This window comes from Arthrobacter sp. 01T425 (assembly GCF_056398725.1).
Genome location: NZ_JBFTPY010000001.1, coordinates 40,769 through 64,055 on the forward strand (window position 1 = coordinate 40,769; position 23,287 = coordinate 64,055).

22 protein-coding genes and 2 tRNA genes are annotated in these 23,287 nt (G+C 67.5%); 15 read left to right on the top strand and 9 right to left on the bottom strand.

Translation table 11 applies throughout. The features are described from left to right. Positions 1-61: 61 nt before the first annotated feature. Positions 62-721 (top strand): DUF8185 domain-containing protein, encoded by a 660-nt coding sequence (locus tag AC1DNG_RS00230; protein WP_476856923.1) that lies wholly within the window; start codon positions 62-64, stop codon positions 719-721. Positions 722-743: 22 nt separating this feature from the next. Here AC1DNG_RS00230 and AC1DNG_RS00235 read toward each other — a convergent pair whose 3' ends face one another. Together AC1DNG_RS00235 and AC1DNG_RS00240 are read right to left on the bottom strand one after the other, a co-directional pair. Next, positions 744-1,202 carry a globin gene (locus AC1DNG_RS00235; protein WP_476886339.1) on the bottom strand — a complete coding sequence of 153 codons (459 nt, stop codon included), beginning with the start codon at positions 1,200-1,202 and terminating at the stop codon, positions 744-746. A 4-nt stretch (positions 1,203-1,206) separates the two neighbouring features. After that, on the bottom strand, positions 1,207-1,866 hold the full coding sequence (locus AC1DNG_RS00240; protein ID WP_028277840.1) for a mechanosensitive ion channel family protein: 660 nt from the start codon (positions 1,864-1,866) through the stop codon (positions 1,207-1,209). 137 nt (positions 1,867-2,003) lie between these two features. Between AC1DNG_RS00240 and AC1DNG_RS00245 the strand changes: the two genes are divergently transcribed. Next, positions 2,004-3,029, top strand: coding sequence for an NAD-dependent epimerase/dehydratase family protein (locus tag AC1DNG_RS00245; RefSeq protein WP_476886340.1), 1,026 nt, complete (start codon positions 2,004-2,006; stop codon positions 3,027-3,029). 7 nt (positions 3,030-3,036) lie between these two features. Here AC1DNG_RS00245 and AC1DNG_RS00250 read toward each other — a convergent pair whose 3' ends face one another. Then, a complete protein-coding gene (locus AC1DNG_RS00250; RefSeq protein WP_476886341.1) occupies positions 3,037-3,522 on the bottom strand; it encodes an OsmC family protein in 486 nt (161 codons plus the stop codon). A gap of 86 nt (positions 3,523-3,608) precedes the next feature. After that, complete coding sequence (pepN, locus tag AC1DNG_RS00255; RefSeq protein WP_476886342.1) at positions 3,609-6,164, bottom strand: aminopeptidase N; 2,556 nt, start codon at positions 6,162-6,164, stop codon at positions 3,609-3,611. Between the two features lie 378 nt (positions 6,165-6,542). Here pepN and AC1DNG_RS00260 point away from each other — a divergent pair, with 378 nt between their 5' ends. The 3 genes from AC1DNG_RS00260 to AC1DNG_RS00270 all read left to right on the top strand — a co-directional run bounded on the left by AC1DNG_RS00260 (position 6,543) and on the right by AC1DNG_RS00270 (position 9,168). Next, on the top strand, positions 6,543-7,544 hold the full coding sequence (locus AC1DNG_RS00260; RefSeq protein ID WP_476871689.1) for a hypothetical protein: 1,002 nt from the start codon (positions 6,543-6,545) through the stop codon (positions 7,542-7,544). Positions 7,545-7,759: 215 nt separating this feature from the next. Next, positions 7,760-8,251: a ribose-5-phosphate isomerase gene (locus AC1DNG_RS00265; protein WP_290370304.1), complete on the top strand. Its 492-nt coding sequence runs from the start codon at positions 7,760-7,762 to the stop codon at positions 8,249-8,251. Continuing rightward, the gene (locus tag AC1DNG_RS00270; RefSeq protein ID WP_476886343.1) at positions 8,251-9,168 is read left to right on the top strand and encodes an Fpg/Nei family DNA glycosylase; all 918 of its coding nucleotides are present in this window, start codon (positions 8,251-8,253) and stop codon (positions 9,166-9,168) included. Before AC1DNG_RS00265 ends, AC1DNG_RS00270 begins: the two co-directional genes overlap by 1 nt. 109 nt (positions 9,169-9,277) lie before the next feature. Here AC1DNG_RS00270 and AC1DNG_RS00275 read toward each other — a convergent pair. After that, positions 9,278-9,348 (bottom strand) — tRNA-Gly (locus AC1DNG_RS00275). A gap of 131 nt (positions 9,349-9,479) precedes the next feature. Here AC1DNG_RS00275 and AC1DNG_RS00280 point away from each other — a divergent pair. From AC1DNG_RS00280 to AC1DNG_RS00305, 6 genes are all read left to right on the top strand, one after another. Then, positions 9,480-9,554: transfer RNA gene (locus AC1DNG_RS00280), tRNA-Pro, on the top strand. A gap of 68 nt (positions 9,555-9,622) precedes the next feature. Next, a complete protein-coding gene (tig, locus tag AC1DNG_RS00285; RefSeq protein ID WP_476850146.1) occupies positions 9,623-11,017 on the top strand; it encodes a trigger factor in 1,395 nt (464 codons plus the stop codon). A gap of 308 nt (positions 11,018-11,325) precedes the next feature. Beyond that, positions 11,326-11,964 carry an ATP-dependent Clp protease proteolytic subunit gene (locus AC1DNG_RS00290; RefSeq protein WP_028277848.1) on the top strand — a complete coding sequence of 213 codons (639 nt, stop codon included), beginning with the start codon at positions 11,326-11,328 and terminating at the stop codon, positions 11,962-11,964. Positions 11,965-12,002: 38 nt separating this feature from the next. Further along, positions 12,003-12,662, top strand: a complete 660-nt coding sequence (locus AC1DNG_RS00295) for an ATP-dependent Clp protease proteolytic subunit (protein ID WP_026266422.1) — start codon at positions 12,003-12,005, stop codon at positions 12,660-12,662. A gap of 131 nt (positions 12,663-12,793) precedes the next feature. Further along, positions 12,794-14,077 carry an ATP-dependent Clp protease ATP-binding subunit ClpX gene (gene clpX, locus AC1DNG_RS00300; RefSeq protein ID WP_476856918.1) on the top strand — a complete coding sequence of 428 codons (1,284 nt, stop codon included), beginning with the start codon at positions 12,794-12,796 and terminating at the stop codon, positions 14,075-14,077. 112 nt (positions 14,078-14,189) lie between these two features. After that, a complete protein-coding gene (locus AC1DNG_RS00305) occupies positions 14,190-14,795 on the top strand; it encodes a mycothiol-dependent nitroreductase Rv2466c family protein (RefSeq protein WP_459386006.1) in 606 nt (201 codons plus the stop codon). Positions 14,796-15,336: 541 nt separating this feature from the next. Here the strand turns inward: AC1DNG_RS00305 and AC1DNG_RS00310 are convergent. After that, positions 15,337-15,483 carry a hypothetical protein gene (locus AC1DNG_RS00310; protein ID WP_155855732.1) on the bottom strand — a complete coding sequence of 49 codons (147 nt, stop codon included), beginning with the start codon at positions 15,481-15,483 and terminating at the stop codon, positions 15,337-15,339. A 1-nt stretch (position 15,484) separates the two neighbouring features. Then, positions 15,485-15,958, bottom strand: coding sequence for a DUF6325 family protein (locus AC1DNG_RS00315; protein ID WP_476886344.1), 474 nt, complete (start codon positions 15,956-15,958; stop codon positions 15,485-15,487). A gap of 286 nt (positions 15,959-16,244) precedes the next feature. Between AC1DNG_RS00315 and AC1DNG_RS00320 the strand changes: the two genes are divergently transcribed. Then, positions 16,245-16,538, top strand: coding sequence for a putative quinol monooxygenase (locus AC1DNG_RS00320; RefSeq protein ID WP_476871691.1), 294 nt, complete (start codon positions 16,245-16,247; stop codon positions 16,536-16,538). A gap of 90 nt (positions 16,539-16,628) precedes the next feature. Here the strand turns inward: AC1DNG_RS00320 and valS are convergent, their stop codons facing one another. Further along, positions 16,629-19,247, bottom strand: coding sequence for a valine--tRNA ligase (gene valS / locus AC1DNG_RS00325; protein ID WP_476886345.1), 2,619 nt, complete (start codon positions 19,245-19,247; stop codon positions 16,629-16,631). A 106-nt stretch (positions 19,248-19,353) separates the two neighbouring features. Here valS and AC1DNG_RS00330 point away from each other — a divergent pair, with 106 nt between their 5' ends. From AC1DNG_RS00330 to AC1DNG_RS00340, 3 genes are all read left to right on the top strand, one after another. Continuing rightward, complete coding sequence (locus AC1DNG_RS00330; RefSeq protein WP_476856916.1) at positions 19,354-19,743, top strand: DUF488 domain-containing protein; 390 nt, start codon at positions 19,354-19,356, stop codon at positions 19,741-19,743. A 27-nt stretch (positions 19,744-19,770) separates the two neighbouring features. Continuing rightward, the gene (locus tag AC1DNG_RS00335; protein ID WP_223917446.1) at positions 19,771-20,562 is read left to right on the top strand and encodes an SDR family oxidoreductase; all 792 of its coding nucleotides are present in this window, start codon (positions 19,771-19,773) and stop codon (positions 20,560-20,562) included. 172 nt (positions 20,563-20,734) lie between these two features. Continuing rightward, on the top strand, positions 20,735-21,814 hold the full coding sequence (locus tag AC1DNG_RS00340; RefSeq protein WP_476873726.1) for a glycerophosphodiester phosphodiesterase: 1,080 nt from the start codon (positions 20,735-20,737) through the stop codon (positions 21,812-21,814). Here AC1DNG_RS00340 and AC1DNG_RS00345 read toward each other — a convergent pair. Further along, on the bottom strand, positions 21,811-22,872 hold the full coding sequence (locus AC1DNG_RS00345) for an endonuclease/exonuclease/phosphatase family protein (protein ID WP_476886346.1): 1,062 nt from the start codon (positions 22,870-22,872) through the stop codon (positions 21,811-21,813). The genes AC1DNG_RS00340 and AC1DNG_RS00345 overlap by 4 nt on opposite strands. Between the last annotated feature and the right edge of the window lie 415 nt (positions 22,873-23,287).

The window sequence follows — 23,287 nt, forward strand, 5'->3', positions numbered from 1 at the left end:
GTCTGACTCTAGACGGCGTCCAGCGCCGCTCCAAAGAAGCGCAGCCGGTAGAGTCAGTAGTGTGTCTGATGTCCTAACCCAGCCCCTGCAGTTCACCGATCCCCGCGACCTCGACGACCTGCGCACCTTCGCGACGCGCGCCAGGTCCATTGACGACGGCGCCATCCGGCTCCAGGCCGCGGGCCCCGTCCTGGCCGCCTACGTCTGCGTCCTGCGGCCCCGGCTCCTGGGCGAATCCACCCCCACCATCCTGGGCCTGCGGACCATGGCGCTGGCACAGCCGGCGGACACTGACGTGACAGTGCCGCTGTCCGCCGTGCTGGACCGTCTGGCACGGGCGGGGGAGCACGACGTCGAACTTCCCGTCCCGCCGGTGACCGTCAGCGAGTCGTGGGCCGGGATCGGCGCGCCGCGGGCCGGCTGGGAACTGCTCGGCACCGTCCAGGACACTGCCCTGCGGACCGCAGCGGAGGCCGGGATCAGGGAGATCGCCGCGATCATTCCGGACAAGCCCGGTGCGCTGATCGTCAACAACGCCAGGGCAACGGTCTGGGGCCGGGAACTGCCCGACGCCGGCGGCCTGCCGGCCGGGGCCGCGTTCGCCGCGCTCACCCTGGGTTTCCTGGCAGAGAGCGAACAACGGCTCTACCGCGCCGGGCGCTGGTTCCGGCTCAGCGGCACCCGCGGCCACGTGCTGGTCCGGACCGGCACCGGGCTCTAGGAAGCTCCGGCGCCCTCCGCGCTCAGGCCTCTGACGGGCTGTTCACCATGGACAGGGCTGCCCGCTCCATGTAATCCCAGAGCGTTCCCTCATACAGCGGCGGCAGTTCCAGGGCATCCACCGCGGCACGCATGTGGAACAGCCAGCGCTCCTTGGCCTCCGGCGTCACCCGGAACGGCATGTGGCGCATCCGCAGCCGCGGATGCCCGCGCTCCTCGCCGTACGTCGTCGGCCCGCCCCAGTACTGTTCCAGGAACATCAGGAAGCGCCGCTTGGCCGGGCCAAGGTCCTCTTCCGGGTACATGGCGCGCAACAGCGGATCTGTTGCGACGCCGTCGTAGAAGACGTCGATGAGCTTCACAAATGTCTCGTGGCCGCCCACGGCGTCATAGAAGTTGTCCGTGTAGCCGGGCTGGCTGAACGGATCGTTCTGCAGCAGTTGCCTGGACTGGCTGGGGTCGCTGGCGCTGGGAATCGTCATTTCACTATTCTCCGGCCTTCTGCTGGGGTGCGCTGTCGGCCTCGTCCGCCGGGGACGTCTCGGGCGGAATGTATGTGCCCTGGGAGCGGTTGCCCACGCGCAGGATTTCGCCGTTGCGCAGGTACCAGATGGTGCCGTCGTCGGCCCGGACCCGGGTGATCCGCAGGTTCATGGCCTCGACCGTGCCCACCACCTCGGAAGTCTCGATAATGTCGCCAATGCCGTACTGGTCCTCGAAGGTAATGAAGATGCCGGCGAGGAAGTCGCGGATCAACTGCTGGGCACCGAAGCCGATCGCCACACCGAGGATCCCGACGCTCGTCAGGATGGGAGCCACGTCCACGTTCAGGTACTTGAGCACGTACACGATGGTGAGGACGGCGATCAGGACGCCGACCACGCTGCGGAGCAGTGCGCCGATAGTCTCTGCCCGCTGGACGCGGCGTTCGTGGTCCAGGGCGCGGAACGCCGGAGCCACCCAGCGGAAGTGCGACTTCTTGAAAAGTGTGCTGCCCGCCGCGACCCGTTTGGTGATTCCGGTGATCACGAAGGATGCCACCAGCCACACGGCGACGCCGATGCCCAGGCTGATGAGGCCACCTGGCAGGTTGACAGCCGAGATGTCCGGCGCGGTGATTGGTTCGATGGTGGTCAGGCTGATCATCGGTGAGGGAAAACTCCTTGTTTACTGCAGCCCTGCCGCCGGCCGGCAGCAGGGCTGGGCGTCCGGAAAGACGGCTGGCGTTCGCCGGGCGCATAACGCTCTGGTCTACTTCAACATTAGCGCCGTAGCGTGGCCCCATGCGCATCCTGGTCCTTGGCGGCACCGTCTTCCTGTCAGCTGAAATAGCCCGGCAGGCCCTCGCCGCCGGTCACGACGTTACATGCCTGGCCCGCGGTACCGCCGCCGCGCCGCCCGACGGCGCCACCTGGCTGCGCGCGGACCGCGCGCAGGGGAAGGCCGCGTACCAAGGGGCCGCCGGCAGCGGCGGGTGGGACGCCGTCGTCGACGTCTCGCGGGACCCCGCCCAGGCGCGGGAGGCCCTCGAGACGCTGGCCGGCTCGGCCCGGCACTGGACCTTCATCTCCAGCTGCTCGGTCTACGCTGACCACTCAGTGGCCGGCGAGGCCGAAGACGCCCAGATGCTCCCGCCGCTGGCCCCGGGCACGGAACTGACCATGGATAACTACGGCGAGGCCAAGTCCGCGATCGAGCACCTGACCCGGGAACTGGCAGGGGACAAGGCGCACCTCTGCCGCGCCGGCCTGATCGGCGGCCCCGGGGACGGCTCCGACCGCTACGGGTACTGGCCGGCCCGATTCGCCCGGGACAACGATCCCGTCCTGGTCCCGGACATCCCCGCCGACGCCACCCAGATCATCGACGTCCGCGACCTCGCGGCCTGGATCCTCACCGCCGCCGAAAACGGAACCACAGGGGCGCTGAACGCCGTCGGTGAGCCGGTGCCCTTTGCCGCCTACCTGGAGGAAGCCCGCCAGCTGGCCGACGCCGACTCAGAGGTGGTTGTCGCCCCCGAGGACTGGCTGGCGTCGCACGGTGCGAACTACTGGGCCGGCCCGGACTCGCTGCCGCTGTGGCTGCCGCCAGGCCACGAGGGCTTCGCGACCCGCAGCAACGACGCTGCCCGGACAGCAGGGCTGCGGCTCCGGCCCTGGATGGACACGCTGCGGGACACCCTGGCGGATGAACGCCGCCGCGGACTCGGCCGTGAACGCAAGGCCGGAATGAGCCCGGAGACGGAGCGCCGGCTGGTGTCCGAGTACCGGGCAGAGGCCTCGGCCGACCCGGCTGACGGCGCCGCCTGAAAACTATTCAGTCAGCCTGGCCCTCCACCACAGCCGTCGGCTCGTGCAACACCGGGAAGTTCACGCTGCGGGCGATGAAACAGACCTTGTTGGCCTCCACGTGGAGTTCCTCGAGGACATCCGGTGCCGCCGCTTCCGCCACCGTCACCCGGGGCTTCAGCGTGACGGATTCGAACTGCCCGCTGCCGTCCCTGTTGGTCCGCATCAGGCCCTCGGCCCGGTCCTCGTAGGCCGTCACCACAACGCCGTGCTTCACGGCCACGTGCAGGAAGGAGAGCATGTGGCACTGCGAGAGCGCGGCCAGCAGCAGCTGTTCGGGGTTGTAGCGCTCCCGGTTCCCGTGGAAGGTCGGATCGGCCGAGCCGCGCAGCACCGGCAGCCCGGGGATCTCGACGTCGTGGTCCCGTGAGTAACCGCGGTACGAGGACGTCCCGGCCCCGCGGTTCCCGGTCCAGCGGACGGTCAGCGCATAGTGATGTTCGTCAAGGCTCATGACTCCAGCCTAGAACGACAGAACCCCGGCGCCGCACAGGGGCGGCGCCGGGGTTCCAGGCTTTCGGGGGTCCGGTGCCTTGGTCGTTAGCCGACGTCGGCCTGGCGGGCGCGCAGGGCGCGGGCAACGCCGTCGCGGTTCTCCAGCATCATCCGGCGCAGCGCCGCACTGCCCTCCGGCAGCGAGGCCAGGAACTCATCCGTGCGGTCCACCGTGGCCTGCGTGGTCAGCTGGGCCGGGTAGAGCCCGACGACGATCTGCGAGGCAAGCGCGTGGGTGCGGCTGGCCATGATGCCGGGGACGGCCTCGAAGTACTTCTCGGCGTACGGCTCGAGCAGGGACGTGTCCAGGACCCGGGTAAAGCCGGTCACCGCGGAGCCCTGCAGGGCGTTGGACAGATCGCCCTTGACCACGATCGATTCCCAGGCCTCGGCCTTGGCCTTCGGGGTGGGGATGGCGGCCTTGGCCAGGGCCGCCGCGTTCTGGCCGTTGGAGGTGTTGTCGTGCTCCAGTTCCTCGTCGATCCGCTCCTGCCCGGCGCGGCCGCCGGCCACGAGGGAGGCCAGCAGCTCCCACCGCAGGTCCTGGTCCACGCTCAGCCCATCGAGGGAAAGTGAGCCGTCCAGCAGCCCCGAGACCGTGTCCAGCTGCCCGGCACTGCGGGCCAGCAGGGCGTAGGACTTCACGAACTGCAGCTGGGCGTCCGAGCCGGCCGGCACCGCCGAGGCGAGCTCCCAGAGCTTGTCGGCCGCGGCCACGGCGGTCGCCTCCTGGTGCTCCTCGGCCACGTAGAAAGTCAGCGTGGTGGCCAGCTGCCGGAGCTGGACCAGGATCACGGAGGAATCGGATTCCTCGGCAATGTTGGCGAGGATCAGCTCCACGTACCCGCGGGCCGGGGACTCGCCGTCGCGCGCCGCATCCCAGGCCGAGCCCCACACGAGCGTGCGGGGGAGGCTCTGGCTGAAGTCCTTCAGGTGCGCCGTTGCGGTGGCGAGGGACTTCGGATCCAGGCGCACCTTGGCATAGGCGAGGTCGTCGTCATTGAGCAGGATCAGGTCCGGCTGGGCCAGGCCGGCCAGGGCCGGAACTTCGGTGCGCTCGCCGTCGACGTCGAGCTCCTCGCGGTGCACCCGCTCCAGCTTGCCGGCCCCGTTGAGGTTGTAGAAGCCGACCGCGAGGCGGTGCGGGCGCAGGGTCGGTTCGCTCTCGATCGCCGACTGCACGATGGCGAAGGACTCGATGGTGCCGTCCGCGGCCGCCGAGATTTCCGGTGTCAGGGTGTTCACGCCGGCGGTCTCCAGCCAGAGCTGCCCCCACCGTTCCAGGTCGCGGCCGCTGGCCTTCTCGAGTTCGGCCATGAGGTCGCTGAGCTCGGTGTTCTGCCAGGCGTGCTTGCTGAAGTACTCCCGCACCCCGGACATGAATTGCTCCGGGCCCACCCAGGCGACGAGCTGGCGCAGCACCGACGCGCCCTTGGCGTAGGTGATCCCGTCGAAGTTCACCTCGACGTCCTGGAGGTCGTTGATCTCGGCGAAGATCGGGTGCGTGGTGGGCAGCTGATCCTGCCGGTAGGCCCAGGACTTCTCCACGGAGGCGAACGTGGTCCAGGCGTGGCCGAACTCGGTGTTCTCGACGGCGGCCAGGTGGGACATGTATTCGGCGAAGGACTCGTTGAGCCAGAGGTCGTTCCACCAGCGCATGGTGACGAGGTCGCCGAACCACATGTGCGCGAGCTCGTGCAGCACGGTGATGGCGCGGCGTTCCACCTGGGCGTCGGTGACCTTGCCGCGGAAGACGTAGCCTTCCAGGATGGTGACGGCCCCGGCGTTCTCCATGGCGCCGGCGTTGAACTCCGGCACGAAGAGCTGGTCGTACTTCTCGAACGGGTACGGGCAGCCGAACTGGGCCTCGAAGAACTCGAAGCCCTGCCGGGTGAGCTCGAAGATGTTGTCCGCATCGAGGTACTGCATGAGCGACTTGCGGGCGAAGATGCCCAGCGGGGTGACCTTGCCCGCCGCCGACGTGACCTCGCTGCGCACCGACTGGTACGGCCCGGCGATCAGCGCGGTGACATAGGAGGACAGCCGCGGTGTCGGCGTGAACTCCCAGACAGAGCGGGCGCCCCCATCCGCGCCGGGGATGGTCTCCACCGGCACCGGGGTGGGGGAGTTGGACACGACATCCCAGTGCGAGGGGGCGGTGACGGTGAACGTGAAGCTGGCCTTCAGGTCGGGCTGTTCGAAGACGGCGAACATGCGCCGCGAATCCGGGACCTCGAACTGGGTGTACAGGTAGACCTCGTTGTCCACCGGATCCACGAAGCGGTGCAGGCCTTCACCGGTGTTCATGTACGGGGCGTCGGCGACCACCAGCAGGTGGTTCTCGGCCGCGAGGTCCGGGAGCTGGATCCGGACGCCGTCGGAGACCTCGGCCGGATCCAGTTCGCGGCCGTTGAGGCTCACGCTGTGCACGGCGTGGGTGACGGCGTCGATGAAGGTCGACGAGCCCGGCTTGGCCCGGAACTTCACGGCCGTGGTGGAGCCGAAGACCTTCTCGCCGCGGGTCAGGTCCAGGCTGACCTCGTAGGAGTCGACGTCGATCAGGGCGGCGCGCTCGCGGGCTTCGGCGCGGGTCAGGTTCATACCGGGCAAAGGGGCCTCCAGAAGAAGATGGATACTGCCGGCCGGCCGCGGCCGCGGTCGCCGGCGATACTGTGAAATTATTCTTTCACGTTAGCGGCCCTTGGCAAGTTAGCCCGGTCACAACCGGCCCCAAGGCCTCGGCATCCAGCCCACGATTTGCCACGAATGGCCGCCTAGCCGATGCCCTTGGCGGCCATTCGTGTCAGATGGGTGCGGTTGGGGCGGCCACGTTGACGTTGCCCCGGCGGTCTCTTCTTGCTCGTGGCGAGGTCCGGGCGCCGGACTACATGCCTGATGCCACATTTGCTTCCCGTCCACCTCCTGACCTGCGCGCACGTCCCCAGATCCATCAAGGTGCGTCCGCGGTAGCGTTGGAGCATGGGAAAGATCCGTGACTCCGTCGATGCCAGGGCGCTGCGCTTTGCCATCGGTTTCCCCCTGATGCTGGCGGCAGGATTCGTTGTGTGTGCGCTTCTGGTACGCCCGGATCTGCCCGAGCCGCTGGCCGTCCGCTGGACCGCCGCCGGTGCCGCCGACTTCGCGCCGTTCGTGACAGTCGCGGGAGCCGGAGCCTCGCTGATCGTGGTGATCGGCTGGGCCGTGCTGCTGCAGGCCGTGCCGCTGTCGCGCCCCGCGATGATGCGCCGCATCATGATGGGCGCCGGCCTGTCCATGAGCCTGTTCGTCGCCACAGTCCTTGCCGCCGTGCTCGTGGGCCAGCTGGGCCTGCCCGATGCGCGGGGATCCCATGTGGACGCCTCGGTCCTGGCCCTCGGCAGCGGCGCGGCCCTCGGCCTGGGCATTGTGATGGGTTTTGTCTTCAAGGCCGACGAGCGCTGGTCCGTTGATGACGACGTCGCCGTCCGGCAGGCCCTTGAGCGCGAACAGGATCCGGATTTGGCCAGGGACCGGGTCAGCCTCTGGGTCCACGCCCGCAGCTCCATCTTCGTCATGCTCGGCATCGCAACGCTTCTGCCGGCCGCCCTCCTGACTGTTGCCGTGCCGTGGCTGTCTGTCCTCCTGGTGGCGGCGGCCCTGGTGGCCGCGGCGTTCCTGGTGGCCCGGATCCGGGTTGACCGCGGCGGCCTGCACGTCTTCGCGGCAGGCTTCGTCCGGGTCATGGAGGTTCCGGCCGCGGCCATCGACGCCGCGACGCCCAGGGACGTCACGGCGGCAGACTATGGCGGGTGGGGTTACCGGACCCATGGCAACACCACCGCGATGCTGGTCAGCAGCGGCCCCGCGGTGGTCATCGACCGCTCGGACGGGCGCCGGCTGGCGGTGAGCGGCGGCAGTGCCACCGCGGCGGACAATATCGCCCAAACGCTGTCCCGGGTGGCGGACAGGGCCCGGCGGAACGGCGGGACCACCGCCGTGTAGCACGGCCGTGTAGCACGGCGGTGTCGGTCCCCGGTGGAGTAGGACGGTGGAGCAGGACGGCGGAGTACGACGGCGTGCCGGGCCTGTGTAACACGACCGTCCAGTGAGGGGTCCGGCGGGCTGCAGCAAGGTCCCGGGAGGCCCGGCCTAGTACGCTTGGACCAGACCCCAACCGCCCCGGCCGCCGCCCGGCGCCGCAACCGAACGGAACAGCCGTGACCATTTCTGACCTGCCCCGCGTGCACATTGCCACCGACCACGCCGGAATGGAGCTCAGCGCCCACCTGGTCAGCCACCTCGGCGCCAAGGGCTATGAGGTGGTGGACCACGGACCGAAGGTCTACGACGCCCTGGATGACTACCCGTCGTTCTGCATCAACGCCGCCCTCGCCGTCGTCGCGGACCAGGAGGCCGGAACCCACGCCCTCGGCATAGTCCTCGGCGGCTCTGGCAATGGCGAGCAGATCGCCGCCAACAAGGTCAAGGGCGTCCGTGCCGCGCTGGCCTGGAACCTGTCCACCGCCCAGCTGGCACGTGAGCACAACGACGCCAACGTCGTCGCCGTCGGCGGCCGCCAGCACAGCGTCGACGAGGCCACGGAAATCATCGAGGCGTTCCTGGCCGAACCCTTCAGCAACGATGAGCGCCACGTCCGCCGGATCGGCAAGATCGCCACGTACGAGCGCACCGGCGAGGTCATCGACTAGTGCCGGAGGGGCATTCCGTCCACCGGCTGGCCCGCCAGTTCGGGGACGTCTTCGCGGGGGAGCGGCTCGCGGTCTCCAGTCCGCAGGGCCGGTTTGCCCAGGGCGCGGCGCTGCTGGACGGCCACACCCTCGTCAGTTCCGTGGCGCACGGAAAGCACCTCTTCCTGGAGTTCGGGCACGGGCTTCTCCTGCACGTCCACCTGGGCCTCTATGGCGCCTGGGATTTCGGCGGTGACGCCACCTTCCGGGGCGCCTCCAGCATTGGCGCGCCCCGGAAGGTGGGGGAGCGGGAAGTCTACGACGACGCTGAGGCGGCCGGGCCGGCCGCATATGAGGGCCCGCCCGCGCCGGTCGGTGCCGTCCGCGTCCGGCTCGCCGGCGCGCACGGCTGGGCCGATCTCCGCGGCGCGACCACGTGCGAGGCGATCACGGACGCGGAAGCGGCGGCCATACTGGCGCGGCTCGGCCCGGACCCGCTGCGGAACCTTCCGGGAGACCGGCACACCTTCAGCGCCAGCGTGGCGGCCAAACGCACACCGCTGGCGGCCCTGCTGATGGACCAAAAGGTGATTGCCGGCGTCGGGAACGTCTACCGGGCCGAACTGCTGTTCCGGCAGCGGCTCAACCCCTGGCTGCCCGGCGCCGAACTGTCACCGGACGCGGCCCGCCGGCTCTGGGACGACACCGCGGCCATGATGTCCGACGGCGTCCGGGACGGACGGATTATCACCACGACGCCGCAGTACTGGAACGGGGCCGGAGCCGGCGAAGCCCGCGGCGTGCTGCCCGCCGCGGAGGAGGCGCACTTCGTCTACCGGCGGCACGGACTCGACTGCCGCGACTGCGGAACGCCGGTGGCGCTGACCGAGCTCGGCGCCCGGAAGCTGTACTGGTGCCCCGCCTGCCAGCAGGCCTGAGCCGGTACGCCTGCCCTTGCACGCCTGCCCTTCCAAGCCCCGGCCGCCGGGGCCTGGAGGGCAACGAAAAAAGCCCCTCCGGAGAGGGGCTTTTTTCGTCATATTTCTGAGGGGACGACGGGAATCGAACCCGCGTAATCAGTTTGGAAGACTGAGGCTTTACCATTAAGCTACGTCCCCGGGATCTCACTGGAACTCCAGCAAAACTTCCGGGCGGCTGTTCAAGCCGGATACAACTAAACCCAATTCAAGGCCCCGGTGTCAAATGTGCAAATCGGCACAGTATGACCGTAGACTGTTCTGTGCACTTACGGGGTGTAGCTCAGCTTGGCTAGAGCGCCTGCTTTGGGAGCAGGAAGTCGCAGGTTCAAATCCTGTCACCCCGACTCTGCAAGCACTGCCAGCACGTGGCAATGCAGAACCCCATACCCCCCACACCAGGAGTACTTAGACTGTGAAGAGCGCTGTCGAGAACCTCACCCCCACGCGGGTCAAGCTCAATGTTGAGGTCCCCTTTGAGGAATTGAAGCCCAGCATCGCAGAGGCATACAAGACTGTTGCTTCGCAGATCCAGGTCCCCGGTTTCCGCAAGGGCAAGGTCCCCTCCAAGCTCATTGACCAGCGCGTTGGCCGCGGCTACGTCCTGGAGACGGCCATCAACGAAGGCCTCAACGGCTGGTACCAGGCCGCCGTGCAGGAAACCGGCATCCGCCCGTTGAGCCGTCCCGAGGTCGAGATCACCGAGGTTCCGGACCCGTCCGCCACCGACGGCGAGCTCAAGTTCCACGCCGAGGTTGACATCCGCCCCGAAATCGAACTGCCCGACTACGCAGGCATCAAGGTTGAGGTCGCCGCCGCCGAGTCCTCCGACGCCGACGTCGACAAGGCCCTGGACGAGCTCCGCGGCCGCTTCGGCACGCTGAAGTCCGTGGACCGCCCGGCCGCCGATGGCGACTTCCTGACGATCGACATCGCAGCCTCGATCGACGGCGCCGATGTTGACTCCGCTTCCGGCCTGTCCTACCAGGTTGGCGCCGGCACCATGCTCGAAGGCCTCGACGAGGCCGTCACCGGCCTCAGCGCCGACGAGGACGCCATCTTTGACACCACGCTGGTCGGCGGCGAGCACGCCGGCGAGTCCGCTCAGGTCAAGGTCACCGTCAAGGCCGTCAAGGAGCGCGAGCTCCCCGTCGCCGACGACGACTTCGCCCAGCTCGCCAGCGAATTCGACACCCTGGCCGAACTCCGTGAGGACCTCGCCAAGCAGGCCGCTGAGTCCAAGATTGTTGACCAGGGCGTCGAGGCCCGCGACAAGGTCCTGGACAAGCTCGTTGAGCTCGTCGAGGTTCCCGTCCCGGCGTCGATCGTCGAAGAGCAGCTCGAGCAGCACTTCAACGCCGAAAACGCCCACGGTGAAGGCGAGCACGACACCGAGGAGCACCGCGCCGAGGTCAAGGCCAACACCGAGCGCGCCTTCCAGAACGAGATCATCCTCGACGCCATCGCGGAGAAGGAAGAAGTCAACGTCAGCCAGAACGAGCTGATCGACTACATCGTCACCACCGCCAGCCAGTACGGCATGGATCCGAACCAGTTCGCCCAGATCATCGATCAGAGCGGCCAGGTGCCCATGATGGTTTCCGAGGTCCGCCGCCGCAAGGCACTGGCCGTCGTGCTGGGCCAGGCCGAGGTCACCGACTCCGAGGGCAACAAGGTTGACCTGAGCGACTTCGTCCGCCCCGGCGACGAAGCCGCCCCGGCCGCCGAGACCGTTGAGGACGAAGCGGCTTCGGCAGAAGCCAGCACCGAGGCCACGCCGAGCGATGACCCCGCAGCAGTGAAGTTCTAGCAGTCACTGAGACTTAGAACAGTCGGCCCCCGGATCACCGATCCGGGGGCCGCCTGTTTTAAGCCCCCGCCTTCGGCCATGCCCGGCCGGCACGGTCTGTTCGGGAGCCGGGAAGGGCCCGCATCCAGGACCCGGCGCGCGGGGTCCCGGCAATCGTGCGCCGTCAGCGAACAGCCCGGCGCCAGCGAACAAAGCGGGCGTGAAAACGGTTAGTGTCGCTGTAGGAAAGTTCAGTGATGTCGTCCAGTGGCGTCACCGTCGCCAGCGAGAGGTAAGTACATATGTCACAGCAAGCAGGGACACCCCGGATGGCCACGGTCGATCCGGCAGCCCAGGATAACTACATTTACAACCGCCTGCTGAAAGAGCGCATCATCTGGCTCGGCTCCGAGGTCCGCGACGATAACGCCAACGCGATCTGCTCCCAGCTGCTGCTGCTCTCGGCGGAGAATCCTGAAAGGGACATCTACCTTTACATCAACTCACCCGGCGGCTCCGTCACCGCCGGCATGGCCATCTACGACACCATGCAGTTCATCCCGAACGATGTTGTCACGGTCGCCACCGGCCTCGCCGCGTCCATGGGCCAGTTCCTGCTCTCCTCCGGCACCAAGGGCAAGCGCTACGCCACCCCCAACGCCCGCATCCTCATGCACCAGCCCTCCGGCGGCATCGGCGGCACGGCGTCGGACATCAAGATCCAGGCCGAGCTGATCCTGCACATGAAGAAAGTCATGGCCGAGCTGACCGCGGACCAGACCGGCCAGAGTGTGGACACCATCCTCAAGGACAACGACCGCGACAAGTGGTTCACGGCCCCGGAAGCCCTCGAATACGGCTTCTTCGACAAGATCGCCGCACACGCCGGATCCGTGGCAGGCGGCGGCGGAACCAACGCCAACGGCTCCGGGAACAGCGGCGGCGCTGCGACAGCCACCGAGAACTGACCGGCAGGTAGACAGCAATGAATTCAGGAGCAATGAACATGAACTACAACTTCGGTTCGACTGCCGGCAACCTGCCGAGCAGCCGCTACGTGCTGCCCCAGTTCGAAGAGCGCACCCCCTACGGCTTCAAGCGCCAGGACCCGTACACCAAGCTGTTCGAGGACCGCATCATCTTCCTCGGCGTCCAGGTCGACGACGCCTCGGCCGACGACGTCATGGCCCAGCTGCTGGTGCTCGAGTCCACCGACCCGGACCGCGACATCACGCTCTACATCAACTCGCCTGGCGGTTCCTTCACCGCCATGACCGCGATCTACGACACCATGACGTACATCCGGCCCGAGATCCAGACCGTCTGCCTCGGCCAGGCGGCCAGCGCCGCCGCCGTGCTGCTCGCGGCCGGCACGCCGGGCAAGCGCCTCGCACTGCCGAACGCCCGCGTACTGATCCACCAGCCTTCGCTGTCCGGCGGACAGGGCGGGCAGGCCTCGGACCTGGAGATCCAGGCCGCCGAGGTCATGCGCATGCGCTCCTGGCTCGAGGACACGCTGGCCAAGCACTCCGGCCGGACGCCGGAACAGGTCAACAACGACATCGAGCGGGACAAGATCCTCACGGCCGCCGAGGCCATGCAGTACGGCCTCATTGACCAGGTCCTCGATTCCCGCAAGATCAAGCCCCAGGCAATCGCGCGCTAATCAGCAATCCGCGGCGCCGGTGCGGCATTTTTACTTGGCCGCACCGGCGTCCGCTTTCCACCCAACGGGCCCAAAGTGACCTAGAGTGGAACATGTCACAGCCAGCAGCAAGCTACTAAAGGGGTTCACACATGGCTCGGATTGGCGAGAGCACAGATCTGCTGAAGTGTTCTTTCTGCGGAAAGAGCCAGAAGCAGGTCCGCAAGCTCATTGCCGGGCCCGGCGTCTACATCTGCGACGAGTGCATCGAACTCTGCAACGAGATCATCGAAGAGGAACTCGCGGAAGTAGCTGACCTGGGCAGTTTCGAGTTGCCCAAGCCCCGCGAAATCTTTGATTTCCTGCAGGAATACGTGATTGGCCAGGAACCCGCCAAGCGTTCGCTCGCCGTCGCGGTGTACAACCACTACAAGCGGATTCAGGCCGGCCACGCGCCGAAGAGCGGCAGCCTCGCCGACGGCGTGCACCACGACGACGTCGAGATCGCCAAGTCCAACATCCTGCTGATCGGACCCACCGGCTGCGGCAAGACCTATCTGGCCCAAACCCTCGCCCGCCGCCTCAACGTCCCGTTCGCCGTCGCCGACGCCACGGCCCTGACCGAAGCCGGCTACGTCGGTGAGGACGTTGAGAACATCCTCCTCAAACTCATCCAGGCCGCCGACTACGACGTCAAAAAGGCCGAGCAGGGCATCATCTACATCGATGAGATCGACAAGATCTCACGCAAGAGCGAGAATCCGTCCATTACCCGGGACGTCTCGGGGGAGGGCGTGCAGCAGGCGCTCCTGAAAATCCTCGAGGGCACGGTGGCCTCGGTCCCGCCGCAGGGCGGACGCAAGCACCCGCACCAGGAATTCATCCAGATCGACACCACCAACGTGCTCTTCATCGTGGCCGGCGCCTTCGCGGGGCTCGAGGACATCATCGGTTCGCGGTCCGGGCGCAAGGGCATCGGATTCGGCGCCCCGCTCAACGAGGTCAAGAACACCACGGATTCCTACGGCGAGGTCATGCCGGAAGACCTGCTCAAGTTCGGGCTGATCCCGGAGTTCATCGGCCGGTTGCCCGTCATCACCACCGTCTCCAACCTGGACCGCGCCGCGCTCATCCAGATCCTCTCGACGCCGAAGAATGCCCTCGTCAAGCAGTACCAGAAGATGTTCCAGCTCGACGGCGTCGAGCTCATCTTCGAGGACGAGGCCCTCAACACCATTGCCGACCAGGCGCTGGAGCGCGGCACCGGGGCCCGGGGGCTGCGCGCCATCATGGAGGAAGTCCTGCTCCCGGTCATGTTCGACCTCCCCAGCCGCGACGACGTCGCCAGCGTCGTGATCACCGAAGAGGTCGTGACCAAGAAGGCGACGCCCACGATGATCGCCCACGACGAGGTCAAACGGCGCAAATCCGCCTGATCCGGAATATTAACGCGGCCAAGGTCGCTGTAATTTTAGCGCGCCGTGTGCGTGATCCGCGCCGGCGCTTTCCCCGCAGACTTCCCTAAGGAGAACACCTGTGTCTGAAACCATGACCAACAAAGCCGACTTCTGGTTCGACCCGATGTGCCCCTTCGCCTGGGTCACCTCCCGCTGGATCGGTGAAGTCGAAGAAGTCCGCGACATCAAGACCGAGTGGCATGTCATGAGCCTCGCCGTGCTCAATGAGGGCCGCGAGGAACTGCCCGAGCAGTACCGCGAGTTCATGAAGAAGGCGTGGGCTCCGGTCCGCGTCATCACCGCCGCCGCTGAACAGCACGGTGCCGAATTCATCAAGGCGCTCTATGACTCCATGGGCACCAAGATCCACAACGAAGGCATCAAGGACATTGACGAGGTCATCGCCAAGTCGCTGGCCGAGGCCGGACTGCCGGCCGAGCTTGCCGCCGCGGGCCAGAGCGACGAATTCGATGCAAAGCTGCGCGCCAGCCACGAGGCAGGCATCTCGCTGGTCGGACAGGACGTGGGCACACCCGTCGTCGCCTTCAACGGCACGGCCTTCTTCGGCCCGGTCCTGACGCGCATCCCGCGCGGCGAGGAAGCAGGACAGATCTGGGACGCCACGGTGACCCTGGCATCCTTCCCGTACTTCTTCGAAATCAAGCGCAGCCGTACCGAAAGCCCGGTCTTTAACTAGGCCTGAACACGCCGGGCCGGGCCGCTGCCCGGCCTCCCGGGAGCCCCGGCAGAACTACTCCGATGTAGTTCTGCCGGGGCTCTTGTGCACAGCAGGCCGGAGGACAACAATGGAACTTACCCACTTCGAAAGAAGAGGGACGCAGGAACCAAAGATTCAGTGACACTCATCCGACGCAGCCTTCGGCAAAGTCAGATGATGGCTACCAGTGACGAGGTAGGAAGACCTGGAAGTCTAAGGATCCCGCCAGATTGTCTATGACGTCACGTGACAATCGAAAAGTCGAAGCCCCACCAACGGCTAACGCTGATGGGGCTTCCCCTTTGCCCAAAAACACTTTGCTTTGCCCAAAAACACCTTGCCCAAAAACAGTGCGGCCCAAAGCAGTGTGACCAAATTCGTCAGATCGCCGTCCAGGGGCGCTTCCCCGGTTGGGGGAGCGGGCATTGTTCAGGTGCGCACGACCCGGGAGGAGTCATGCGCACCTGCGGGTGCCCGGGGCCGGCTCCGCGTTGTCAGTCGCGGGGGTCAGCCGCGGGTGTTAGTCGCGGCGGTCTTCCCGGCGGTCGCCGCGGTCGTCACGGCGGTCTTCCCGGCGGTCGCCGCGACGGTTGATCCCGTGGGCGACGACAACGGCCCCGCCGACGGCGGCTGCGGTCCTGCGTCTGCGTCGTGCTGCCAGTGGCATGTCAGGCTCCTTCTATCGCTTCTTCAGGGGACTGGTCTTCGGCATCGGCCTGGAAGGCGGCGATGACGGCCTGGGTCGGGATCCGGCCGCTGGCCACGAGTTGGCCGCCGGCCTTGCGGACTGCCGTGCCGAACGGGGCCGCCCACAGGTTCTCCCAGACGAGCACCGCGGCGGAGTGGCCGGGCGCGATCGTCTCGGCCAGGTCCATGACATCCTGCTCAGAGAGCACCATGGCCAGGTCGGCCTCGGCCGTGCGCACCTCGCCGAGCTCGCTCGGGTCCAGATCGGAGATCTCCGCCGTCTCGAGAGTGCCGTCCTCCATCTTCCTTAGGAACACCATGTCGAGCACCCTGACGAGGTCACGCTGGATCAGGTCCTCCAGGAACGGGGCGATCTGGCCCTTGCCGAAATCGGGTCCGGGGAATTCAACGACGATCCAGTCGACCGGCCCCAGTTCATCGAGTGTCTCAGTCATGCGTATGACCTCCGCTTCTTCTTGGGGTTCGAGGCGATCCGACGGACCGCTGCACCTTCATTCTGTGCCCCCGGTGAGGTGCGGCGCCTCACCCGTGCCGGGTGACCTCACTCCTCAGCGGTAGGACTTGCTTGTGCCGCCCCGGGTTCCGGGCCGAAGGAACAAGCCCGGCGGCCCGGCTGTTGCTTCCAATGACGGGGCAGCGGTCCCCGTGTCGTGATCTCCGGGCAACCCGCCCGGTTGTACCCGGTTTTGTCCTGTCCCCACCTGCGAACATTGGAGCGCCATGCCCGTTACAGCCCATCTCGACTTGAACGTCAAAGCCGAAGCCCTGCCCACGGCGCCCGCGGTGCTCCGCGATATTCTCTCCGATACGCGCGCCTTTGACGGCTGCCTCGGGGTCGACGTGCTGGTCGACAGCGCGGATCCGGCGCATTTTCTCGTGGTCGAACAGTGGGCATCGATGGAACACGACGCCGCCTATCGCGCCTGGCGCGCAGGCGACGGCGCGAGCGGGCTGGCAGAACTCCTGGCCGCCCCGCCGGTGCTGACGCACTTCGAGACGTCCTTCGCGGTCTGAGCCTCCCCGCGACGCCGAAGGGGCCCCGCCGGATCAGAATCGCTTCTCTGAACCGGGCCGAGGGCCCCTTCGTGTTGTTTCCGCCGGAGACTACGCCTGGACGGGCGGCTCGGCAGGTGCCAGCACAACGTCGCTGACGGCCAGTTCACCCTCGCCGGCAACAAGCGCCAGTTCACGGGCGTTGGCCGCGGCCTTGAGGTCGGCGAGGCCGGCCTTGAGCTGGGTCGTGAGGGATTCCGAGGCCGTGATCGTCGCGGACAGCACCTCGGTGCGCTGCTTGACCTTGGCCTCGGACTTGGCCTTGCGAATGCCGCTGAGCGCGGTGCCCACCGTGGCCAGGAGGGTCGTGTCGCCGTCGACCGCGATGGCGGAGGGCCACTGGGCGCGGTGCACGGAACCGGCGCGCCACCAGCTCCAGACTTCCTCCGTGGCGAACGGCAGGAACGGCGCGAAGAGCCGCAGGAGGGTGTCCAGGCTCGTCGCGAGGGCGGCCAGCACGGATGCCTGCTGCTCCTCGCCTGCCGCACCGTAGGCACGGTCCTTGATGAGCTCCACGTAGTCGTCGGTGAAGTTCCAGAAGAAGCTCTCGGTGATCTGCAGCGCCCGGGCGTAGTCGTAGCCCTCGAATGCCTTGGTCGCCTGCTCGACGACGTCGGCGAGCTGGGCCAGGACGGCCCGGTCTAAGGGGTTGCTCAGCACGGACAGGTCGCCGGAGACGACCGAGTCCTCGGTGGCGCCCAGGTTCAGGACGAACTTGGAGGCGTTGAGCAGCTTGATGGCCAGGCGGCGGCCGATCTTCATCTGCGCGATCTCGTAGGCGGTGTCCGCGCCGAGCTTGGCCGAGGCAGCCCAGTAGCGCACGGCGTCGGAGCCGTACTCCTCCAGCACATCCGTGGGCACAATGACGTTGCCCTTGGACTTGGACATCTTCTTCCGGTCCGGGTCCAGGATCCAGCCGGAGATGGCCGCGTGCTTCCACGGTGCGGTCTTCTGCAGCGCGTCGGCGCGGACGGCGGAGGAGAACAGCCAGGTCCGGATGATGTCATGGCCCTGCGGGCGCACGTCGAAGGGGTAGACCTTGGCGAAGAGCGCCTCGTCGGTGCTCCAGCCGCCCACAATCTGGGGGGTCAGGGAGGACGTGGCCCAGGTGTCGAGGACGTCCGCGTCGCCGGTGAAGCCGCCGGGCACGTCGCGCTGGGCTTCCTCGTAGCCGGGGGCCGCATCTGCCGCGGGGTCCACGGGCAGCTGCGCGTCCGACGGGACGATCGGTGCGTCGTATTCGGGGTTGCCGTCGGCATCCAGGGGGTACCAGACCGGTACCGGCACGCCGAAGAAGCGCTGGCGGGACACGAGCCAGTCGCCGTTGAGCCCCGAGATCCAGTTCTCGTAGCGGGAGCGCATGAAGGCGGGGTGGAACTCGATCTCGTTGCCGCGGCCGATCAGCCGTTCGCGCCGGTCCTCGTCGCGTCCGCCGTTGCGGATGTACCACTGGCGTGAGGTGACGACCTCGAGGGGCTTGTCGCCCTTCTCGAAGAAGTTCACCGGGTGCATGATCTTCTTGGGCTCGCCGTCAAGCAGTTCCGCGGCGGCCAGGAGCTCCACCACGGACTCCTTGGCACTGAACACCGTTTTGCCGGCGATGGCCGCGAAGTTGGCGCGGCCTTCTTCGGTGGTGATCCACTCCGGGGTCTCGCCGATGATGCGGCCGTCGCGGCCCACGATCGCGCGGGTGGGCAGCTGCAGTTCGCGCCACCAGGTGACGTCGGTGAGGTCGCCGAAGGTGCAGACCATGGCGACGCCGGAGCCCTTGTCTGCCTTGGCCAGCGGGTGGGCCTTGACCTCTACCTCGACACCGAACAGGGGAGAGGTGACCTTCTTGCCGAACAGCGGCTTGTAGCGCTCGTCGTCGGGGTTGGCCACGAGCGCGGCGCAGGCGGCCAGCAGCTCGGGGCGCGTGGTTTCGATGAAGATCTTTTCGCCGTCTTCGGTGAAGAAGGGGTAGCGGTAGTAGGCGCCGGCGACTTCGCGGTCTTCGAGCTCGGCCTGGGCCACGGCGGTGCGGAACGTGACATCCCACAGGGTGGGGGCCTCGGCCATGTACGCGTCGCCTGCGGCCAGGTTGGCCAGGAAAGCGCGCTGCGAGATGGCGCGGGACTTGTCATCGATCGTCCGGTAGGTCAGATCCCAGTCCACGGACAGGCCCAGGGTCTGGAACAGGTGCTCGAAGACCTTCTCGTCCTCGACCGCGAGCTCTTCGCACAGCTCGATGAAGTTCTTGCGGGAGATGACGTCGAAGTCGCGCTGGTTCTTGGCGGGCTCGGCCGGGGGGCGGTAGCCGGCGTCGTAGGCGATCGCGGGATCGCAGCGCACCCCGTAGTAGTTCTGCACGCGGCGCTCGGTGGGCAGGCCGTTGTCGTCCCAGCCCATGGGGTAGAAGACGTTCTTGCCGGTCATGCGCTGATAGCGCGCCAGGACGTCGGTCTGGGTGTAGGAGAACATGTGTCCCACGTGGAGGGATCCCGATGCCGTGGGCGGGGGAGTGTCGATCGAGTAGACCTGCTCCCGGGTGGTGTCCGGGTTGAACTTGTAGGTCCCTTCGCCAAGCCAGCGCTGCGTGAGCGCCTCTTCCAGCCCCTCCAGGGCGGGCTTGTCCGGAACGTTGATGGGGGCGGTGGTGGGCGTGTCTGTACCCTGATTGTCTTCAGCCATGGGCCAATTCTTCCACTAACTCCCATCCCCTGATGTACGGGATGCGGCCGGCGGCGGGATCTCCGGGTGTGGGCGCCGCCCAAGTAACGTGAAGTAGCATGCGCAGATGGGCAATTCTCAGGGTAATTCTGCCGGAACCTTCGTGATCAAGCGCATCTACGACGACCCTTCCGACGACGACGGCTGCCGGGTCCTGGTGGACCGGCTCTGGCCCCGCGGAGTCAGCAAGGAACGGGCCCACCTGGAGCTCTGGCTCAAGGACGTGGCACCGTCTGCACCGCTGCGCAAGGAATTCGGGCACATGCAGGAACGGTTCGCGGACTTCCGGGCGGCCTACGAAGCCGAGCTCGAGGGCAACCCGGCCGTGCAGACGCTGTACGGACTCGCGGCGGAGCACGGGAAAGTGACGCTGCTGTTCGGTGCACGGGACCCGGAGACCAACCATGCCCGGGTGCTGCAGGAGTTCCTGGAGCACGGCAGCAGCAGCAGGAAATGAGCCCGGCATTGCCGTTACTGTGGTGCCATGACTGAGGGAATCGACAACAACACACAAGAATTCACTGCAGCAGGAGCCAAAGCAGCAGTAGTCACCGGCGCCAGCACCGGAATCGGCGAGGCCACGGTGCGTGCGCTCCGCAAGGAAGGCTGGACCGTGTTCGCCGTCGCCCGCCGTGCCGACCGGCTCGAAGCGCTCGCCGCCGAAACCGGCGCCGTCGCCCTTCCCGCCGATGTGACCGACGACGCCGATGTGGCCCGGCTGCTCGATGAGGTGACCCGCGCCGGCGGCATCGACACGCTGATCAACATCGCCGGTGGTGCCCGCGGCGCCGACAAGGTCGCCGGGGCCAAAACCGAGGACTGGGAATGGATGTTCCAGGTCAACGTGCTGGGCAGCATGAAGCTGATCCGCGCGTTCCTGCCCATGCTGCGTGCCTGCGGCGAGGGAACCGTGCTGAACCTGACCTCCACGGCCGGGCTCGCGGCCTATGAGGGCGGCGGCGGCTACAACGCGGCCAAGTTCGCCCAGCACGCCCTGACCGGCGCCCTGCGGCTCGAAGAGGCCGAGCACAACCTCCGCGTGATCGAGGTGGCCCCCGGGCTGGTGCAGACCGAGGAATTCGCCCTGAACCGCCTCGGCGACCAGGACGCGGCGGCCAAGGTGTACCAGGGAGTCGAGAAGCCACTGACCGCCGAGGACGTGGCCGATGTGGTCCGCTACGCCGTCGTCGCGCCGCACCACATCAACCTGGACCAGATCGTGATCCGCCCGGTGGCGCAGGCGGCCAACTACAAGCTGATCCGCAAGAACCAGTAGGGCGGGGCCAGGAGCGGGGCCAAGGGCGGGGCAAGGGGCCGGGACATCCGGCTGCGACACCTGACGTTCACCGAGGCGTGGGGCGCAGGTCAGGCTGCGCTGGTCCGGAGTTGGCCGGGGTTGGGCAAGGTGGCGCATGCAACTGCACACCACCAGAGTGGAGAACTTTCCCATGCGAACCCCGACGAAGCTCGGCGCTGCCGTGCTCAGCGCAGCCCTGCTCCTCGCCGCCGCTGCCCAGGCAAACGCCGCCCAGGCAAACGCCGCCGAGGCCCACGCGGCCGACACGAACCCCAACAGCCAGGGCAACCACTTTGACCTCGAGGCCCATCGAGGCGGCATCGGCTTGACTGTCGAGTCAACCCTGGCGTCCTTCGCCAAGGGGATCGAGACCGGCGTCTCCACCCTCGAACTGGACCTCCAGATCACCAAGGACGGCCACGAGGTCATCACCCACGACCGCAAGATCAGCGGCCAGAAGTGCCTGGATACGGCTCCTGTCACGCCGAACGACCCACAGTTCCCCTACGTGGGCAGATACATCAAGGACCTGACGTTCGCGCAGGTCCGCAGCCTGGACTGCGGCACCCTCACGCTGCCCCAGTTCCCGGGCCAGGCGGCCTCGCCGGGCGCCAAGATGCCCACGCTGGCCGAGGTCTTCGCCCTGGCGGACTCGCACCGCGCCAGCCAGGTGAAGTTCAACATCGAAACCAAGGTCGAGGCAGGGGCGCCGCAGGAAACGGCCCCGCGGGAGCAGTTCGTCGACGTCGCGCTCCGCGAAATCAAGGCCGCCCACATGCAGAGCCGCGTCTCAATCGAGAGTTTCGACTGGGGCTCACTGCGCCTGGTCCAGCAGCGCGATCCCCAGATCCGCACCGTGGCCCTGACCAACAAGGACTTCCTCCAGGCAGGCCAGCCCGGCAAGTCGCCGTGGCTGGGCGGCATCGACGCCGATGACTTCGGCGGTGACCTCGTCGCCGCAGCCTCGTCCCTGGGCTTCGACGCCATCTCTCCCGTGCACGGCACGCCGCAGGACGGCGCCGTGACGGATCCGGGCTATGTTCCCTACGTCACCGCCGACATGGTCCGCCGTGCCCATGCGGCAGGCATGCAGGTCATTCCGTGGACCGTTGATGACAAGCCCACCATGCGGGCGCTCATCGGTGCCGGCGTGGACGGGCTGATCACGGATTACCCGGACCGGCTCCGGGACGTGATGGCCGAGTGCGGCATGAAACTGCCGCGCAGCTAGTCCGCCGCGGGGACGGACAACGTGGCCAGGACCGCCGCGTGGTCCGTCCCGGCCACCGGCAGCACGGCATAGCCGCTGCTGCCCACCTGCGGGCTGGTCAAAATGTGGTCGATCACCACGCCCGGCAGCGGGGGCCCGGCCATCGGCCAGGTCGGAACCAGCCGTGCCAGGGCGGCGGCGCCCGCGTCGACGCGGGGGCCGCCGGGCCCGGTGCCGTCAGGGCCCTGAAGGATCTGGCGGAACTCGGCGTGGTCGAGGGTGGCGTTGAAGTCGCCCAGCAGCAGCATGCTGCCGGGACGGGCGGCAAGGCGGCCCAGGGCAGCCAATTCACTCCGCCACTGCCCGGCCCGGCCCCACACCGGAGCCTTGGTGTGCACGTTGGTCACGGTGAGGGGGGCCGGCCGGCCGCCGGCGTCGAGCTCCAGCTGCACCGTTGGCATGTGGAAGGCGGAACCGTCCACGGAGTCCACCGGAATGATCGGGCGTGAGGAGTACACGGCGCCGCCGCCCGCGCCGTCCCTCGAGCGGCTGATCCGGTGCGGAAGCAGCGCGTCCAGCCCCTCCGCGTCCAGCCGTTTTTCCAGGTCCGGGGAGAGTTCCTGGACGGCAAGGAGCCCGACACCGTTTTCACGCACCAGCCGGACAACTTCCGTGGCGTCCGCCTGGCCTTTCCAGGCGTTGAGGCTCATGACCGTAAGTTCCGCCGTCGGCGCCGGGGCTGTGGACTGTGCCTGCCCCGTGCTCCGTTGCTCGCCAGGCAGCGAATCCGCCTGCCGGGGCAGAAGCCTGTCCGCCACCCGGTCCGGCGGGAACAGCCACAGCAGCTGGAGGGCCAGGAGGGCGCCGGCCGGGAGGGCCGCCCAGGGACGCCGCCCCGGCAGCGCGAGCAGGAGGGCCGCGCCCGCAGGGAGCGCGAACCAGGGCGTGAAGGCCACGAGCTGGACCACCGGGGCTGGCCAGGGCCCCGGGACCGCCCGGAAGATGGATACCACCGCAACGGGCGCGGCGCAGAGGACAGAGGACACCTGCCACCGGCGGCTGGCGCTGCGGCGCTTCACGGGTAGGCCCGGGGCGGCCGGGGGACGGTCATGGCATGAGTCTATGCAGTCGGACCGCCGGCGTCGCCCCTCACAGCGGAGTTAGTAGCTGTGAAATGCAGTCGCACTGCCCGTCACTGCAGCGGGGCAGTGAAACGCACTATTTTCTCCGGTACCATCGACGTAGCAGCTTTGACCCGGCCATCACCGGTGAGCTTCCGGAAGAACACCCTCGCGTGAGGTGGAGATTTAGTCGCCACGGTGCGTGCACGGGCCAGTAGAACCGGACGGGTAAGCCCGTCACAGCAGTAATGAGCGGCCGACGCCGGTGCAGAACCTTTCGCGAAGGGGAGCGGACCGGTGGCGGTAAGTGAGGTGGTACCGCGGTCCGTGGTGTCGGAAGACAACAGGGCCGTCCTCGCATCCTGAATGCATG